The 14,271-nt window shown below is 64.8% G+C and carries 14 protein-coding genes; 11 read left to right on the top strand and 3 right to left on the bottom strand.

Annotated features, from left to right (window positions below):
* Positions 1 to 64 precede the first annotated feature (64 nt).
* From HMP06_RS13135 to HMP06_RS13120, 4 genes are read left to right on the top strand one after another with little or no spacing between them, the layout of a single operon-like run.
* Positions 65 to 1,795: an IlvD/Edd family dehydratase gene (locus tag HMP06_RS13135; protein ID WP_232089968.1), complete on the top strand. Its 1,731-nt coding sequence runs from the start codon at positions 65 to 67 to the stop codon at positions 1,793 to 1,795.
* 22 nt (positions 1,796 to 1,817) lie between these two features.
* Positions 1,818 to 2,993, top strand: a complete 1,176-nt coding sequence (locus HMP06_RS13130; protein WP_176497480.1) for an aldose epimerase family protein — start codon at positions 1,818 to 1,820, stop codon at positions 2,991 to 2,993.
* 14 nt (positions 2,994 to 3,007) lie between these two features.
* Positions 3,008 to 4,150, top strand: a complete 1,143-nt coding sequence (locus HMP06_RS13125) for a 1,4-beta-xylanase (RefSeq protein ID WP_176497479.1) — start codon at positions 3,008 to 3,010, stop codon at positions 4,148 to 4,150.
* A 13-nt stretch (positions 4,151 to 4,163) separates the two neighbouring features.
* Complete coding sequence (locus tag HMP06_RS13120) at positions 4,164 to 5,090, top strand: family 43 glycosylhydrolase (RefSeq protein WP_176497478.1); 927 nt, start codon at positions 4,164 to 4,166, stop codon at positions 5,088 to 5,090.
* Here HMP06_RS13120 and HMP06_RS13115 read toward each other — a convergent pair.
* Positions 5,071 to 5,841 (bottom strand): FadR/GntR family transcriptional regulator, encoded by a 771-nt coding sequence (locus HMP06_RS13115; protein WP_176497477.1) that lies wholly within the window; start codon positions 5,839 to 5,841, stop codon positions 5,071 to 5,073. The two genes, HMP06_RS13120 and HMP06_RS13115, sit on opposite strands and share 20 nt — an antisense overlap.
* A 164-nt stretch (positions 5,842 to 6,005) precedes the next feature.
* On the opposite strand from HMP06_RS13115, the gene HMP06_RS13110 reads away from it, so the two are divergent.
* From HMP06_RS13110 to HMP06_RS13100, 3 genes are read left to right on the top strand one after another with little or no spacing between them, the layout of a single operon-like run.
* Positions 6,006 to 7,592 (top strand): sodium/sugar symporter, encoded by a 1,587-nt coding sequence (locus HMP06_RS13110; protein WP_176497476.1) that lies wholly within the window; start codon positions 6,006 to 6,008, stop codon positions 7,590 to 7,592.
* 19 nt (positions 7,593 to 7,611) lie between these two features.
* Positions 7,612 to 8,490 (top strand): 2-dehydro-3-deoxygalactonokinase, encoded by an 879-nt coding sequence (locus HMP06_RS13105; RefSeq protein ID WP_232089673.1) that lies wholly within the window; start codon positions 7,612 to 7,614, stop codon positions 8,488 to 8,490.
* A complete protein-coding gene (locus tag HMP06_RS13100) occupies positions 8,487 to 9,137 on the top strand; it encodes a 2-dehydro-3-deoxy-6-phosphogalactonate aldolase (RefSeq protein ID WP_176497474.1) in 651 nt (216 codons plus the stop codon). The genes HMP06_RS13105 and HMP06_RS13100 overlap by 4 nt, the downstream gene beginning before the upstream one ends.
* Here HMP06_RS13100 and HMP06_RS13095 read toward each other — a convergent pair.
* Complete coding sequence (locus HMP06_RS13095; protein ID WP_176497473.1) at positions 9,134 to 9,289, bottom strand: hypothetical protein; 156 nt, start codon at positions 9,287 to 9,289, stop codon at positions 9,134 to 9,136. The two genes, HMP06_RS13100 and HMP06_RS13095, sit on opposite strands and share 4 nt — an antisense overlap.
* Positions 9,289 to 10,071, bottom strand: a complete 783-nt coding sequence (gene hisN / locus HMP06_RS13090; protein ID WP_176497472.1) for a histidinol-phosphatase — start codon at positions 10,069 to 10,071, stop codon at positions 9,289 to 9,291. The genes HMP06_RS13095 and hisN overlap by 1 nt, the downstream gene beginning before the upstream one ends.
* A 111-nt stretch (positions 10,072 to 10,182) precedes the next feature.
* On the opposite strand from hisN, the gene HMP06_RS13085 reads away from it, so the two are divergent.
* The 4 genes from HMP06_RS13085 (at position 10,183) to HMP06_RS13070 (ending at position 14,267) form a co-directional block, all read left to right on the top strand.
* Positions 10,183 to 11,253: a phospholipase A gene (locus tag HMP06_RS13085; protein ID WP_176497471.1), complete on the top strand. Its 1,071-nt coding sequence runs from the start codon at positions 10,183 to 10,185 to the stop codon at positions 11,251 to 11,253.
* Between the two features lie 130 nt (positions 11,254 to 11,383).
* Positions 11,384 to 12,409, top strand: a complete 1,026-nt coding sequence (locus HMP06_RS13080; protein ID WP_176497470.1) for a GGDEF domain-containing protein — start codon at positions 11,384 to 11,386, stop codon at positions 12,407 to 12,409.
* A gap of 108 nt (positions 12,410 to 12,517) precedes the next feature.
* Positions 12,518 to 12,691 (top strand): hypothetical protein, encoded by a 174-nt coding sequence (locus HMP06_RS13075; protein WP_176497469.1) that lies wholly within the window; start codon positions 12,518 to 12,520, stop codon positions 12,689 to 12,691.
* A gap of 112 nt (positions 12,692 to 12,803) precedes the next feature.
* A complete protein-coding gene (locus tag HMP06_RS13070) occupies positions 12,804 to 14,267 on the top strand; it encodes a S41 family peptidase (RefSeq protein WP_176497468.1) in 1,464 nt (487 codons plus the stop codon).
* Positions 14,268 to 14,271: the final 4 nt, after the last annotated feature.

The raw sequence follows: 14,271 nt of genomic DNA, 5'->3' as shown, positions 1-14,271 counted from the left end.
CGGCAGGGAAGTGGGACTGCGCCTGCGCTCGCGTTCCTGGTTCGACAATAAAGACAATCCCGACATGACCGCACTCTATATCGAGCGGTATCTCAATTATGGATTGAGCCTCGAGGAATTGCAGTCGAACCGGCCGATCATCGGCATCGCGCAGACGGGCAGCGATCTGGTGCCGTGCAACCGCCATCACATCGTGCTGGCGCAACGTGTCAAAGAGGGGATTCGCGATGCTGGCGGCATCCCGATCGAATTTCCGACGCATCCGATCCAGGAAACCGGCAAGCGCCCCACGCCCGCGCTCGACCGCAACCTTGCCTATCTCTCGCTGGTCGAGACGCTGTACGGCTATCCGCTCGACGGCGTGGTGCTGACGATCGGTTGCGACAAGACGACGCCCGCCTGTCTGATGGCGGCGGCGACGGTCAACATTCCGGCCATCGCACTGTCGGTCGGGCCGATGCTCAATGGCTGGCACAAGGGACAGCGCACCGGTTCCGGCACGATCGTGTGGAAAGCGCGCGAAATGCTCGCGGCGGGCGAGATCGATTATAAGGGCTTCATCGAACTGGTCGCGTCGTCCGCGCCCTCGACTGGTTTCTGCAACACGATGGGCACCGCGACGACGATGAATTCGCTGTGCGAAGCGCTCGGCATGTCGCTGCCCGGATCGGCGGCGATCCCTGCGCCGTATCGCGACCGGCAGCAATGCGCGTGGGAAACCGGGCGGCGGATCGTCGAGATGGTCAAGGCCGATCGCAAGCCGAGCGAGATCATGACGCGCGCGGCGTTCCTGAATGCGATTCGGGTCAATTCGGCGATCGGCGGATCGACCAATGCGCCGATTCACCTCAACGCGATCGCGCGGCACATGGGCGTCGACCTGACGCTCGCCGATTGGGAATCGCACGGCGCCGACGTGCCGCTGCTGGTCAATCTGCAGCCTTCGGGGGAATATCTCGGCGAGGATTATTATCGCGCCGGTGGCGTCCCCGCGGTGATGGGCGAATTGTACCGTGGCGGGATGCTCGACGGGGAAGTGGTGGCCTGCAACGGCCAGACGCTCGCCGCCAATGTCGGCGCGGCACAGATCGAGGACGAAGACGTGATCCGTCCGCTCGCGCGACCGTTGCGCAATGGCGCGGGCTTGAGCGTCTTTTCGGGCAATCTGTTCGATTCGGCGGTCATGAAGCTGTCGGTCATCTCGGACGAATTCCGTAACCGCTATCTCAGCGATCCGGCCTCGCCCGATGCGTTCGAGGGCAAGGCAGTCGTGTTCGATGGCCCCGAGGATTATCACGCGCGGATCGACGATCCGGCACTCGGCATCGACGCGAATACGATCCTGATCATGCGCGGGGCCGGGCCGGTCGGCTATCCGGGCGGGGCGGAGGTGGTCAACATGCGCCCGCCCGCCGCGCTGATTCGCGCCGGCATCCATGAATTGCCGTGCATCGGCGACGGGCGTCAGTCGGGCACCAGCGGCAGCCCCTCGATCCTCAACGCCAGTCCTGAAGCTGCGGTCGGCGGTGGTCTTGCGCTGGTGCAGAGCGGCGACCGGGTGCGGATCGATCTGACCCAGCGCCGCGTTGATATGTTGGTGGACGACGCCGAGATCGCGCGCCGCCGCGCCGCGCTGGAGGCGGCGGGCGACACGCTCGCGCCGCCATCGCAAACGCCGTGGCAGGAAATGTACCGCGCGCAAGTCGGCCAGTTCGAAACCGGCGCGGTGATCGAAGATGCCGTCAAATATCAGCGGATTGCCCAGACCAAGGGCTTGCCGCGCGACAGCCACTGACACGAAAAAAAGAGGGACGGAGATGGAGCGGAACAGGATCAAGGCGCGGAATTGGATCAAGGCGGGGGTCGGGGCGCTTGCCGCGCTCGGCTGTGCGGTGGCGACTCCGGCGCTGGCGGCGCAGGCCAAGCGCTCGACCTTTGGCAAGCTGCCCGACGGGCGCGCGGTGCCTGCGGTAACGCTCAGCAACGGGCGCGGTGTCTCGGCGACGGTGATCGCTTACGGCGCAAGCTTGCAGTCGGTGATCATGCCTGATCGCGCGGGCAAGCGTGCCGACGTCGCCTTGGGCTATGCGCGGATCGACGACTATCTCTCTACGCCGCAATATTTCGGCGGGACGGTTGGCCGCTTTGCCAACCGCATCGCCAAGGGGCGCTTCGTCCTCGACGGCAAGACCTATCAGACGCCGGTCAATAACGGCGTCAACGCGCTGCACGGCGGCACGGTCGGGTTTGACAAGGTGTTGTGGGAAGTCGTCGATCTGAAATCCGGCCCGATCGCATCGGTCACGCTGCGCTACGTCAGCCCCGATGGCGATCAGGGCTATCCCGGCACGATGACGGTCGATGCGATCTATTCGCTCGATGAAGCCAATGCGCTGACGATCGAATATCGCGCGACGACCGATCGCCCGACGATCGCCAACATCACCAACCATGCCTATTGGAATCTGTCGGGCGAAGGGTCGGCGAACGGTGCGATGGGCACGCTCATCACGATCCCGGCGGAACGTTATACCCCGACCGACAGCGGTGCGATCCCGACGGGCGCCTTCACGCCGGTGGCGGGGACGGTGTTCGATTTCCGCACGCCCCGCGCGATCGGCGAGCGCGTTCGCGATGCGCGCGACGAACAGATCGTGTTCGGGCGCGGCTATGATCACAATTGGGTGATCGGCCGCACCGTGACGCCAACGCAGCATTTGATGGCGCGTGCCTATGATCCGGCATCGGGGCGCGGGTTCGAACTGTGGTCGACCCAGCCGGGCCTGCAATTCTATTCGGGTAATTTCCTCGACGGGACGAGCTCGGGCAAAGCGCGCAAGATCTACCGCGAGGGCGATGCCTTCGTGATGGAGCCGCAGATTTTCCCGGACACGCCGAACCAGCGCGGCTTCGGCTCGGCGCGGCTCGACCCCGGCCAGACCTATCGCAACGTCATGACCTACCGGCTGACCACCGGTCAGCGCGCCAAGTGAAGCGGAGACCAATCATGAAGAATCGCATTCTTTTCTCGCTTGCCGCCGCGCTTTCGCTGACGCTCAGCAGCGGCGTCGCCGAAGCGCGCGAGCTGTGGACCAAGGCCAAGGCAAAGACCTGGTATGACGCGCAGCCGTGGATGGTGGGGGCGAATTACACGCCGGCGACCGCGATCAACGAGCTGGAGATGTGGCAGGCCGACACGTTCGACGTTGCGACGATCGACAAGGAGCTGGGCTGGGCCGAGAAACTCAACATGAAGACGATGCGCGTCTTCCTGCACAATTTGCCGTGGGAGAATGACGCGGCGGGCTTCAAGCAGCGCATCGACCAGTTCCTGACGATCGCCGCGAAACACAAGATCAAGCCGATGTTCGTGCTGTTCGACAGCTGCTGGGATCCCAATCCCGTTGCCGGACCGCAGCATCCGCCGATTCCGGGCGTGCACAATTCGGGCTGGGTACAAGCACCGGGCGCCGCGCGGCTTGCGGACAAGAGCCAATATCCCAAGCTCGAAGGCTATGTGAAGGATATCGTTGGCACCTTCGGCAAGGACGATCGCGTACTCGCGTGGGACGTGTGGAACGAGCCCAACAATGGCGGCGGCGGCAATTATGCGGCCACGCCCAATAAGAATGTGCTGGTCGCCGGGTTGCTCGACAAGGTGTTCGATTGGGCACAGTCGGTCGATCCCGTTCAGCCGCTCACCTCGGGCGTGTGGACTGGCGATCATTGGGACCAGAATGCCAAGCTCGATGCGGTTGAGCGGATCCAGATCGCGCGCTCGGACGTGTTGAGCTTTCACGATTATAGCTGGCCCGAGACCTTCCTGGTCCGCGCGCGCCAGATGCTGAGCTACGGCCGCCCGGTGCTGTGCACCGAATATATGGCGCGCGGCAACGGATCGACCTTCGACGGATCGCTGCCGATCGCCAAGAAGCTCAACATCGCGATGTTCAATTGGGGCTTCGTCGACGGAAAGACGCAGACGCGCCTGCCGTGGGACAGCTGGAAGAAGCCCTATACCTATGAGGAGCCGCCGATCTGGTTCCATGAAGTGCTGCGCGCCGATGGCAAGCCGTACCGCGTGGCCGAGACCGACCTGATCACGCGCCTTGCCGCCGCGCCGAAGGGCGTGGTGCCGGCTGCGAACTGACGGAGGCTGGGACATGCGCAAGACGGTTTTGGCGGCGTTCGCGGTGGTGGCCTTTGCCGCGCCGGGTGCCGCGCAGGAAGTGAAATCGGTGATCGTCGGGGCCGATCCCGACGCGGACTATTTCAACGGCCAGTTGTGGGTGTATCCGACCGGACGCGGCGAGACGCTGGATGCGTGGGTGTCGCCCGACCGGACGACTTTCACGCGGGCAAGCCAAATGCTGGCGCTGCGGGATATTGCGTGGATCAAGGATGACCGCGAGCCGCGCCACTATCTGTGGGCGCCCGATATGGTCGCAGCCAACGGCAAATATTACCTCTATTATTCGGTCGGCCCGCAGAACCCCTCGCCGAGCCGCTTGGGCGTGGCGGTGTGCGCTGCGCCGCAGGGTCCGTGCAGCGACAGCGGCAAGCCGCTGCTGACCGGCGGCAACGGCTTCGAAGCGATCGACCCGATGGTATTCGTCGATCCCAAATCGGGGATCCGCTATCTCTATGCGGGCGGCAGCGCGGGCGCGACGCTGCGCGTGTTCGAACTCAAGCCGGATATGGTCACGATCGACCATGAGGTGGAGATCGCACAGCCGCCGCTGTTTACCGAAGGGGCGTTCATGCATGAGCGGAACGGCATCTATTACCTGTCGTACAGCCACGGAAGCTGGAACACGGCGGCTTACGAAGTGCAGTATGCGATGGCGCCGAGCCCGATCGGCCCCTGGAAATATCGCGGGGCCCTGCTGCAGAGCGACAAGCGCTATAAGGGACCGGGGCATCACAGCTTCGTACGCGATCCGAAAGATGGATCGTGGTCGATCGTCTACCATCGCTGGGAGGGGAAGAAGGGCACCGGGCCGTATAGCGACGACCGGAAAATCGCGATCCAGCCTATCTCTTACGATTCCTATGGGCAGATCGTACCGATCAAGATGACGGCGCCGTAGCCGGGGCTTCGCGCTCGGCCTCGACCTGTTCGATCAGTTCGAGCACGTCGCTGATCAAATGCCGCATCGCGAGCCGTGCGGCATCGGCATCGCGCGCGGTGATTGCGTCGCGCACGGCTTCATGGTCGGCGATGCTCGCGGTGCGCCCCTTGATCCGGTTGGTGAAGCGGATCGAGGTGCGCAGCGCGGTCGTCACGACGTCGTGGAACTGCATGTAGAACGGGTTCTTCGACGCGGTCAGGATCGCGACATGGAAAGCGATATCGGCCTCCAGCGGTTCGTCCTGCCCCTGTTCCGCTGCTACCATCCGTGCGAGCCCGGCGTCGATCTTGCCCAAATCGGCCGGGCCGCCGAAGCGCGCCGCGAGCGCGGCCGCTTCGGGTTCGATCGCGACGCGCAACTGGTTGAATTGCCGCAGCAGGTCGACCGAAAATTTCCGTTCGAGCAGCCAGCGCAGCACGTCGGTATCGAACAGATTCCAGTTGCTCGCCGGTTGCACCACCGTCCCTTGCCGCGGCCGTGCGCTGAGCAGACCTTTGGCGGTCAGCATCTTGACCGCTTCGCGCGTGACCGAGCGGCTGACGCCGTGCGCCTGGGCAAGTTGCGCCTCGGTCGGGAAGGGGTTCTGCTCATAGCGCCCGGTGACGATCGCGCGGCCGAGGCTGTCGAGCATACCGTAGGTGAGGTTGCGCCCGAGCGAGGGGCGCAGATTGGTGGGCGCAAGGTCGAGAGAAGGGGGTTTGGTCGCCATATTTGCCCGCATAGTGGCGCACGATTGGGCCTTTGTCACCCGTGTGCCCCATCCGCGCCGCTGGACAAAGACATTTAGTCATATAAATAGTCGGCAGACCGCGAACCGGCGGCATATCGGGAAAACGGCGGCTGATCGGCTTGGCCGTTACTGGGGAGTAACGCGTGAACCTTGCCACCATCGACGCTGCCGTCGTCATTGTCTATTTCATCGCGATCTTTGGCCTTGCCCAATATGTCTCGCGCGAAAAGGCCGGGCATACCAAGAACACGTCGGACTATTTTCTCGCGTCCAAATCGCTGCCGTGGTGGGCGATCGGTGCATCGCTGATCGCCGCGAACATCTCGGCCGAACAGATCGTCGGCATGTCGGGATCGGGCTATGCGATCGGTCTGGCCATTGCATCCTATGAATGGATGGCGGCGCTGACGCTGCTGATCGTCGGCAAATACTTCCTGCCGATCTTCCTGAAGAACGAAATCTACACGATGCCGCAGTTCCTGGAACAGCGGTATGGTCCCACGATCCGCACGATCATGGCGATCTTTTGGCTGGCGCTCTACGTGTTCGTGAATCTCACCTCGATCATCTGGCTCGGCTCGATCGCGGTCAACCAAGTCGCCGGGATCGACCAGACGGTAGCGCTGTGGGCGCTCGGCGGCTTCGCCTTGCTGTATCAGTTGCGCGGCGGCCTGAAGGCGGTTGCGCTGACCGACATCGTGCAGGTCACGCTGTTGGTGCTGGGCGGCCTGATGGTATCAGGCCTCACGCTCAGCAAGATCGGCGGCGATGCCGGGATCATCGGGGGCTTCATGGAACTGACGCGCCGCGTGCCTGATCATTTCGACATGATCCTGTCGCCGAGCAGCCCGCATTTCAAGGAATTGCCCGGCATCGCGGTGCTGGTCGGCGGGATGTGGATCGCCAATCTCAGCTATTGGGGGTTCAACCAATATATCATCCAGCGCGCACTGGCCGCGAAGAATCTGGGCGAAGCGCAAAAAGGTATTGTGTTTGCGGCCTATCTGAAGCTGTTGATGCCGGTCATCATCGTGCTGCCCGGTATCGCTGCGGTCATTCTGGCGCCGGGGTTGAGCAAGCCCGACCAGGCCTATCCGACCATGATGCGCCTCCTGCCGCCGGGGATCCTGGGGCTGGTGTTTGCTGCATTGATCGCCGCGATCATCGCGTCGACCGCGTCCAAGATTAACTCGATTGCGACGATCTTCACGCTCGATCTGTACGCCAAGGTGCGCGGGATCAAGACCGGCGATGGCGCCGATGCCGCAAGCGAGACGCGGATGGTGCTGGTCGGACGGATTGCCGCCGGCGTGGCCATCCTGATCGCGATCTTGTTGGCGCGACCGTTGATCGGACAGTCCGACCAGGCGTTCCAGTTCATTCAGGAATTCTCCGGCTTCTTCACGCCGGGCATCACGGTGATCTTCCTGCTCGGGCTGTTCTGGAAACGCGCGAACGAAGCAGGGGCGATTGCGGCGGCAGTATCGTCGGTATTGCTGTCCTACATCTTCCGGGAGGCGCTTCCGGACCTGCCGTTCATGAACCGGATGGGGCTGGTGTTTCTCGTATCGCTGGCGCTCGCGGTGATCCTGTCGCTGACCGTGAAGGCGCGCGCGAACGCCAATCGCATCACGATGGAAGGCGTCCAGTTCAAGACGACAACCAGCTTCAACGGCGCGTCGGTCGGCGTCGTGCTGATCCTGATCGCGCTCTATGCGACCTGGTGGTGATCGCGCGGTCGAGCGGCACGTGACTGGGTTCGCCTCCGCCTTTCTGGCGGTCGATTGGGGAACCACAAACCGACGCGTGTTTCGGATCGAGGACGGCGCGGTTGTGGCGACAGAGCGCGATGCGCGCGGCGTCACCAGCGTTGCACAAGGCGATTTCGCCGCCGAAGTTGTGGGCATGCGGGGTCGTTTCGGCGATTTGCCGGTCCTGCTGGCGGGGATGGTGGGATCGACCATCGGCTGGCGCGAGGTGCCCTATGTCGCGGCACCCGCCGATCTTGCCGCACTGGCGCGGGGCCTCGCCTGGATCGACGCGCGCACCGCGATCGTCCCCGGCGTGTCGGTTCTCAGCGACACGAAAGCCGATGTGATGCGCGGCGAGGAGGTGCAGTTCCTCGGCGCGGTGGCAGCAGGGCTGGTGCCGCGTGACGGATTGCTTTGCCAGCCGGGCACGCATTGCAAATGGGCGCGGGTCGACAGCGGCGCGATCGTCGATTTCACCACCGCGATGACCGGCGAGCTGTTCGCCTTGCTGCGCGGCCACGGCTTGCTCGCGGCCCAGCTTCAGGCCCAGGTGACGCCCGGTGCAGCGTTCCGCGATGGCGTCGCGGCAGGGCGCGGCGGTGATCTGGCGGCGGTGCTGTTCGGCATTCGCGCAGCCAAGCTGCTGGGCCGCCGCGACGATGCCGACGCCGCATCCTATGCCAGCGGGTTGCTGATCGGCAGCGATGTCGGCGCGCGGCTGGCGGGTGTGCACCGCGATGTCCACATCCTCGCCGATGCCGGACTGGCCGAACTCTATTCGATCGCCGTCACCGCCAATGGCGGCACGGCGCATGTCGTCGACAGCCATGCCGCGTTCGTCGCGGGGATGGTTGCGCTTGCTGGGATGCTGCCATGACTGCCCTTTCCGATTTCGACCAGGCGTTCGCGCGCTGCCCGTTGATTGCGATTCTGCGCGGGGTGCGGCCCGATGAGGTCGAGGCGATCGCCGATGCGCTGATCGATGCCGGGTTCACGCTGATCGAGGTTCCGATGAATTCGCCCGATCCGCTTGAGAGTGTCGCACGGCTCGCGCGGCGCTGCGCCGGGCGCGCGATCGTCGGAGCGGGGACGGTTCTGCGCACGGACGACGTGGCGGCGGTGCAAGCAGCGGGCGGCACGATGATCATCTCCCCCAACGCCAATCTCGACGTGATCCGCGCCAGTGCCGCTGCGGGCCTCGTTTCCTTGCCCGGTATCGCAACGCCGAGCGAGGCGTTTGCCGCGCTGGGGGCGGGGGCGGCCGCGTTGAAGCTGTTCCCGGCGGAGGCGGCAAGCCCCGGCGTACTGAAGGCGATGCGCGCGGTCCTGCCGCGCGACATGCGCGTCCTGCCGGTGGGCGGCGTGACCCCGGATACGATGTTGCCGTGGCTGAAAGCGGGGGCGGCGGGGTTCGGTCTTGGCTCTGCGCTGTACGCGGCGGGCTATAGCGCGGAGCAAGTCGGTGCCAACGCCCGCGCCTTTGTCGCGGCGCTCGCCACGGTGCGCGCGGGCAATCCCGCTTAAAGCAGCGCGGCCCGCGACGAATCGATCCGCACGACCGGCACGATTGCCGGGCTGGATCGCAGATCGAGTTCGAGGCCACGGTCAGTTTGCCGGTGCGCAATCGCGCCGCCCCCGATACTCTGTTGGTGCGCGCGGCGCGTGACGCGCGTCATCAATGGCCACGGCAGGCGAGCGCCTCCAGGATTTCCTCGATCCGCGCGGGATCGCCCGCGGCCACCACTTCACCGATCGAATCGGCGGTGAGCGGATCGCCCTGCCAATCGCACATGCGGCCACCAGCGCCCTCGACCACTGGCACCAGCGCGGCGAAATCGTGAAGCTTCAGCCCTGCCTCGACCACCACGTCGAGCCAGCCGCTCGCGACGCAGGCGTAATTGTAGCAATCCCCGCCGAGTACCGTGCTGAGCACCGCGCCATCGAGATGTTCGAACGCGTGGAGCTGCGAATCGTCGAACAGAGCGGGCGAGGTCGTCGCTAGCAGCGCCTTGGCCAGATCGGGGCAACGCCTTGTCTGCGCCGGGCGACCGTTGAACAGCGTCGGGCGGCCCATTACCCCCAGCCAGCGTTCCTTGAGGATCGGCTGGTCGATCACGCCGAGCATCGGCCACCCCTCGATCACCAGGCTGATCAGCGTGCCGAAGATCGGGCGACCGGCGATGAAGGCGCGCGTCCCGTCGATCGGGTCGAGCACCCAGGCGCGGCCCGAGCTACCCTCCTTGACGCCATATTCCTCCCCGATGATGGCGTCGGCGGGAAAGGCGCGTTCGATCAGCGCGCGCATCGCCCCCTCCGCCGCGCGGTCTGCGAGCGTTACCGGGGAGGAATCGCCCTTGGTTTCGAGCCCATGTTCGGCGCGGTAATAGGGTCGGATCGCCGCACCTGCCGCATCGGCAAGGGCGGCGGCAAGGGCGAGATCGGTGTCTGTGACGCGCATTGCCTTTGCCTAAGGGCGCTGGCACAGTTTCGCCAGCCTTGAGTGCGGCAAAGGGCGATCCGGGGGGGCGTGACACGACTTTGTCACGATCGGGTGGCAGCGGGGAACATCATGCGCGGTCTGTATATCCTTGGCGGCGGTATCGCCTTGGCTGGGGCCACCCCGGCGGCGGCCCAAGTGCGTCCCTTGCTCGATCCGCCCGCCTCGGCCGAGGCGGCGCGCGCCGGGGTCGAGGTCTATCTGCTCAACGAAGGCGCGGCGGCCCAGCCCGCGCGCGGGCCGGACGAGATCGAGACGATCGCGCGCGACGGCACCAAATTACGGCTGATCGCCGCGCCGGACGAACCCCAGAGCGTCGCCGCCGGTGGCTTTGCGCGTGTGCGGTATCGGCTCGCGGCATCCTTTCCGGTGGCGCTGGCGGCGGCGACTCCGCCACCGGCGGCGCCCGGGGCTGCCCCGGCCACACAGGAAACTGCCGCGCTCGGCTCGAACGGACGGTCGAGCGCATTTCTTGATCGGTTCCACCCCTATGCCCCGATCTATGGCGTGATCGGCGCGAAGAGTTCGGGGGCGAAGCTTCAAGTCAGTTTCGATGTCCGACTGCTCGGCGAGGATGACGGCCCGCGGCTCGATTTCGCCTATACGCAGACGATCTTCTGGGCGCTCAATCGTCGGTCCGGCCCGATCCGCACCGAAATCTTCAGTCCGCAAGTCTTCTTCGACGTACCGATCGGTCCGGCGCTGACGATCGGCGGCGGCTATGCGCATGATTCGAACGGCGGTGGCGTCACCAATTCGATCGACGTGAACCGCTTCTTCCTGCGCGCAAGCAAGACGTTCGATCTGGGTACGAGATGGAAAGTGACGGTGACGCCGCAGGCCTGGGGCTATTTCGGCTATCGCGGCCTTGCCCCGGATATCGATCGCTATTGGGGCTATACGTCGCTCGGGCTCGCGCTGGAGCAGCGCGAGGGATGGAAGGCGGCGGTCACCGCGCGCGGCAATCCGGGGACGGGCAAGGGCAGTGCCGAGGCATTCCTGTCCTATCCGCTTGCCAGCATCGATGATCGGCTGCCGCATCTCTATCTCTTCGGGCAGGTCTTCACCGGCTATGGCGAATCGCTGATCGACTATGCGCGCCGCGACAACCATGCGCGGTTCGGGATTGCCTTCACCCGTTGACGCCGCCTGTGGACTCCAAACAATCTATTAGCGGGCGCGTTATCCAATCTTAGCAGTTTCGCTCTATGATAGGTTGTATTGACGGTCTCGCTATCACGCAGGACCGAAGTCCGAAGGGCGTTTGGGAGCGATGAGCGCGACGCGGCAGGCACGGTTGGTGGCGGTGGAGGACCGTTCCGAACACGTCTTCGACTCGATCCGCGCATTCCTGCGGCTGCACCGGCTGAGTCCGGATCCGGCGCATTATGCCTTCGCCCACCGCGTGTTCTGCAATCCCGACGGTGCGCTCGCGCAATCGGTGGCGACGCTGACCGAAGGCGGCGTGCGCCTGACGGCGCGCGATATTCAGACCCTGGGCGGGCAGATCGGAGCGCTCACCGTCGGTGATCCTGCCGCGACGGCCGAGCCGGGCCATGCCGATACGCTGGTGGCGCAAACGCAGATGCAGGTCGAAGGCTTTACCGACATGGTGCGGCGCGTGCGCGCCGATACCGAGGATTTCGGTCGTGATCTCGCCGCCAGCGCCGATGCGATGCGGGCGGGTGGTGGCGCCGACAATGTCATCGTGCTGACGGGCCTGATGCTCAGCCGCGTACAGGCCGCCGAGGCGCGGCTCGCCGCCGCGACCAGCGAGGCCGATCAGCTTCGCGAGAAGCTTGAGGAGGCGCGCGGCGATGCGCGGCGCGATCCGCTGACCGGACTCCCCAATCGCCGGGCCTTCGAGGAAACCTTTGCGGAGCGGATACAGGCCGGGGGCACAATCTGCCTTGCGGTGTGCGACGTCGATCGCTTCAAGCGCGTTAACGACCAGTTCGGCCATTCGGTTGGCGACCGGGTGTTGCGGGCAATCGCCGATGCGCTGACCGAGGCGTGCCCCGAGCATTTCGTCGGGCGTTATGGCGGCGAGGAATTCATCATCCTGTTCAGCGGCCTGGAGCTGCCCGCGGCGCGCGCGATGCTGGAGTCGGCACGGATGTCGGTGGCCGGGAAACGCTATCGCCTGCGCGAATCGGACGCGCCGCTCGGCGCGGTGACCTTCTCCGGGGGCTTGACCGAAGCCGAGCCGGGCGAAGTGCTGGGCGCGGTTTTCGGACGCGCCGACAAATTGTTGTACGCTGCCAAGGATGGCGGGCGAAACCGCGTTTACGCAGGATAGGGATTTTCGCCGATAGTTGGCGAATTTTACCGTGTGCAATGCGTCGTGCGTACCGTCACTTATCAAAAATCCGCAGATTTCCGACGTTTTCGTAACTTGGCACGGCGCGTGCAATTCGTTTGGCACGGCGGACGGATGGTTCGGATCGCCGCACCAAAGGGAATCGTCATCATGTTCATCCGTTTCGAATCGCTCCAGCGCGTCGCCGTTTCGGTCGTTGCATCCTTCGTGCTCAGCGCCGCTTTGCTTTCCAGCGTCATCACGCTCGCGCCGATGGTATGATCGGCCCGGCGTCACGGCCGCCCGAGACGATGCCGTATCCCCTTTCGCATATTGATTTTTATCACTGACAACCCGAGGCCCCCACGTTAGCTTGCCGCAAGGCAGGTGAGTGATGATCAGATCGCGTATTCCGACGACGTTAGTGGCACTGGCCACGGTGCTTGCCTCCTGCAGCGGCGGCGGCACGTCGAGCGGAACGGGCGGAGCCACCGCCACCACGCCGACGCCGAGTCCTGCAACGACGACTGCTGGCTGCTCTTTACGCCAACGGCAGGATTGGGCCTTGGGCCAATTGCGCGAATGGTATCTCTTTCCTGACACCTTGCCCGCCAGCCTCGATCCGACGCCGTATGGCAATGTCGGGGATTATATCGATGCGCTGACCGCCACGGCCCGGGCGCAGCGCAAGGACCGTTACTTCACCTATCTGACCTCTATCGCGTCCGAGGATGCCTTTTATGCCTCGGGGTCGAGCGCTGGCTTCGGCTTTCGGCTGTCGCTCGATTCGACGGGACGGCGCGTGTTCATCGCCGAATCCTTCGAAGGCGCGCCGGCGCTCACCGCCGGGATCGATCGCGGCGCGGAGATCGTCGCGATCGGCACCAGTGCGAGCGATCTGCGCACCGTCGATGCGATCATCTCGGCCGAAGGAGGCAATGGCGTCACCAATGCCCTCGGGCCGAGCACGGCGGGTACGACGCGCGTGCTGCGGATCACCGATTCGAGCGGGACGCGCAACGTCACCGTCAGTAAATCGGACTATTCGCTGACGCCGGTCTCCAACCGTTACGGCGCGCAGATCATCAATGATGGCGGGCGGCAAGTCGGCTATATCAACTTGCGTACCTTTATTTCGACGGCGGACCCGGCGCTGCGCACGGCTTTCGCCTCGTTCCGCACGGCGGGTATTACCAACGTGATCGTCGATGTCCGCTACAATGGCGGCGGGCTGGTCTCGATCGCTGAGTTGATGACCAATTTGCTTGGCGCCAACCGGTCGACCTCGGACGTGATCGACTACACGACGTTCAGGCCCGAAAAGGCCTCGAACAACGTCACGGCCTTCTTCGCGCCGCAACCGCAATCGATCGCGCCGACAAAGATTGCCTTTATCGGCACGGGCAGCAGCGCCTCGGCGAGCGAGCTCGTGATCGCGGCGCAGATCCCGTATCTGCGTGCGAACGCCGCGCTGATCGGCACCAATACCTACGGCAAGCCAGTGGGCCAGATCGCACTCGACCGCTCCGCCTGCGATGATCGGCTGCGCGTGATCGCCTTCGCGCTGCAGAACGCCAATCGCCAGGGCGCTTATTATGACGGGCTTGCCAGCATCATGGAAGCAAGCTGTCAGGCCGGGGATGATCTCACGCATCCGCTCGGCAGTCCGCTCGAGACATCGACGCGGGCGGCGCTCGATTATCTGGCGGGACGCAGTTGCACGTCGGCGATCACCGCGGACGCACCAGGAGGGCTGAGCGCGCAGGCGAGCCGCGTGACGGTGTCGGCACCACCGATGGAATTGCTGACGCCCGAACGCCCCGACACGACGCAACGCGAGGTGCCGGGGTCGTTCTGACGAC

This window comes from Sphingomonas sp. HMP6, from assembly GCF_013374095.1.
GTDB lineage: Bacteria > Pseudomonadota > Alphaproteobacteria > Sphingomonadales > Sphingomonadaceae > Sphingomonas.
The sequence above is the reverse complement of the archived record's forward strand: the minus strand, read 5'-3'. Positions and strand labels throughout refer to the sequence as shown.

Coding starts and splice junctions, on each gene's coding strand:
- HMP06_RS13135 (WP_232089968.1), top strand. CDS start 65: ATGACCGCACTCTATATCGAGCGGTATCTCAATTATGGATTGAGCCTC.
- HMP06_RS13130 (WP_176497480.1), top strand. CDS start 1,818: ATGGAGCGGAACAGGATCAAGGCGCGGAATTGGATCAAGGCGGGGGTC.
- HMP06_RS13125 (WP_176497479.1), top strand. CDS start 3,008: ATGAAGAATCGCATTCTTTTCTCGCTTGCCGCCGCGCTTTCGCTGACG.
- HMP06_RS13120 (WP_176497478.1), top strand. CDS start 4,164: ATGCGCAAGACGGTTTTGGCGGCGTTCGCGGTGGTGGCCTTTGCCGCG.
- HMP06_RS13115 (WP_176497477.1), bottom strand. CDS start 5,841: ATGGCGACCAAACCCCCTTCTCTCGACCTTGCGCCCACCAATCTGCGC.
- HMP06_RS13100 (WP_176497474.1), top strand. CDS start 8,487: ATGACTGCCCTTTCCGATTTCGACCAGGCGTTCGCGCGCTGCCCGTTG.
- HMP06_RS13095 (WP_176497473.1), bottom strand. CDS start 9,289: ATGACGCGCGTCACGCGCCGCGCGCACCAACAGAGTATCGGGGGCGGC.
- hisN (WP_176497472.1), bottom strand. CDS start 10,071: ATGCGCGTCACAGACACCGATCTCGCCCTTGCCGCCGCCCTTGCCGAT.
- HMP06_RS13085 (WP_176497471.1), top strand. CDS start 10,183: ATGCGCGGTCTGTATATCCTTGGCGGCGGTATCGCCTTGGCTGGGGCC.
- HMP06_RS13080 (WP_176497470.1), top strand. CDS start 11,384: ATGAGCGCGACGCGGCAGGCACGGTTGGTGGCGGTGGAGGACCGTTCC.
- HMP06_RS13070 (WP_176497468.1), top strand. CDS start 12,804: ATGATCAGATCGCGTATTCCGACGACGTTAGTGGCACTGGCCACGGTG.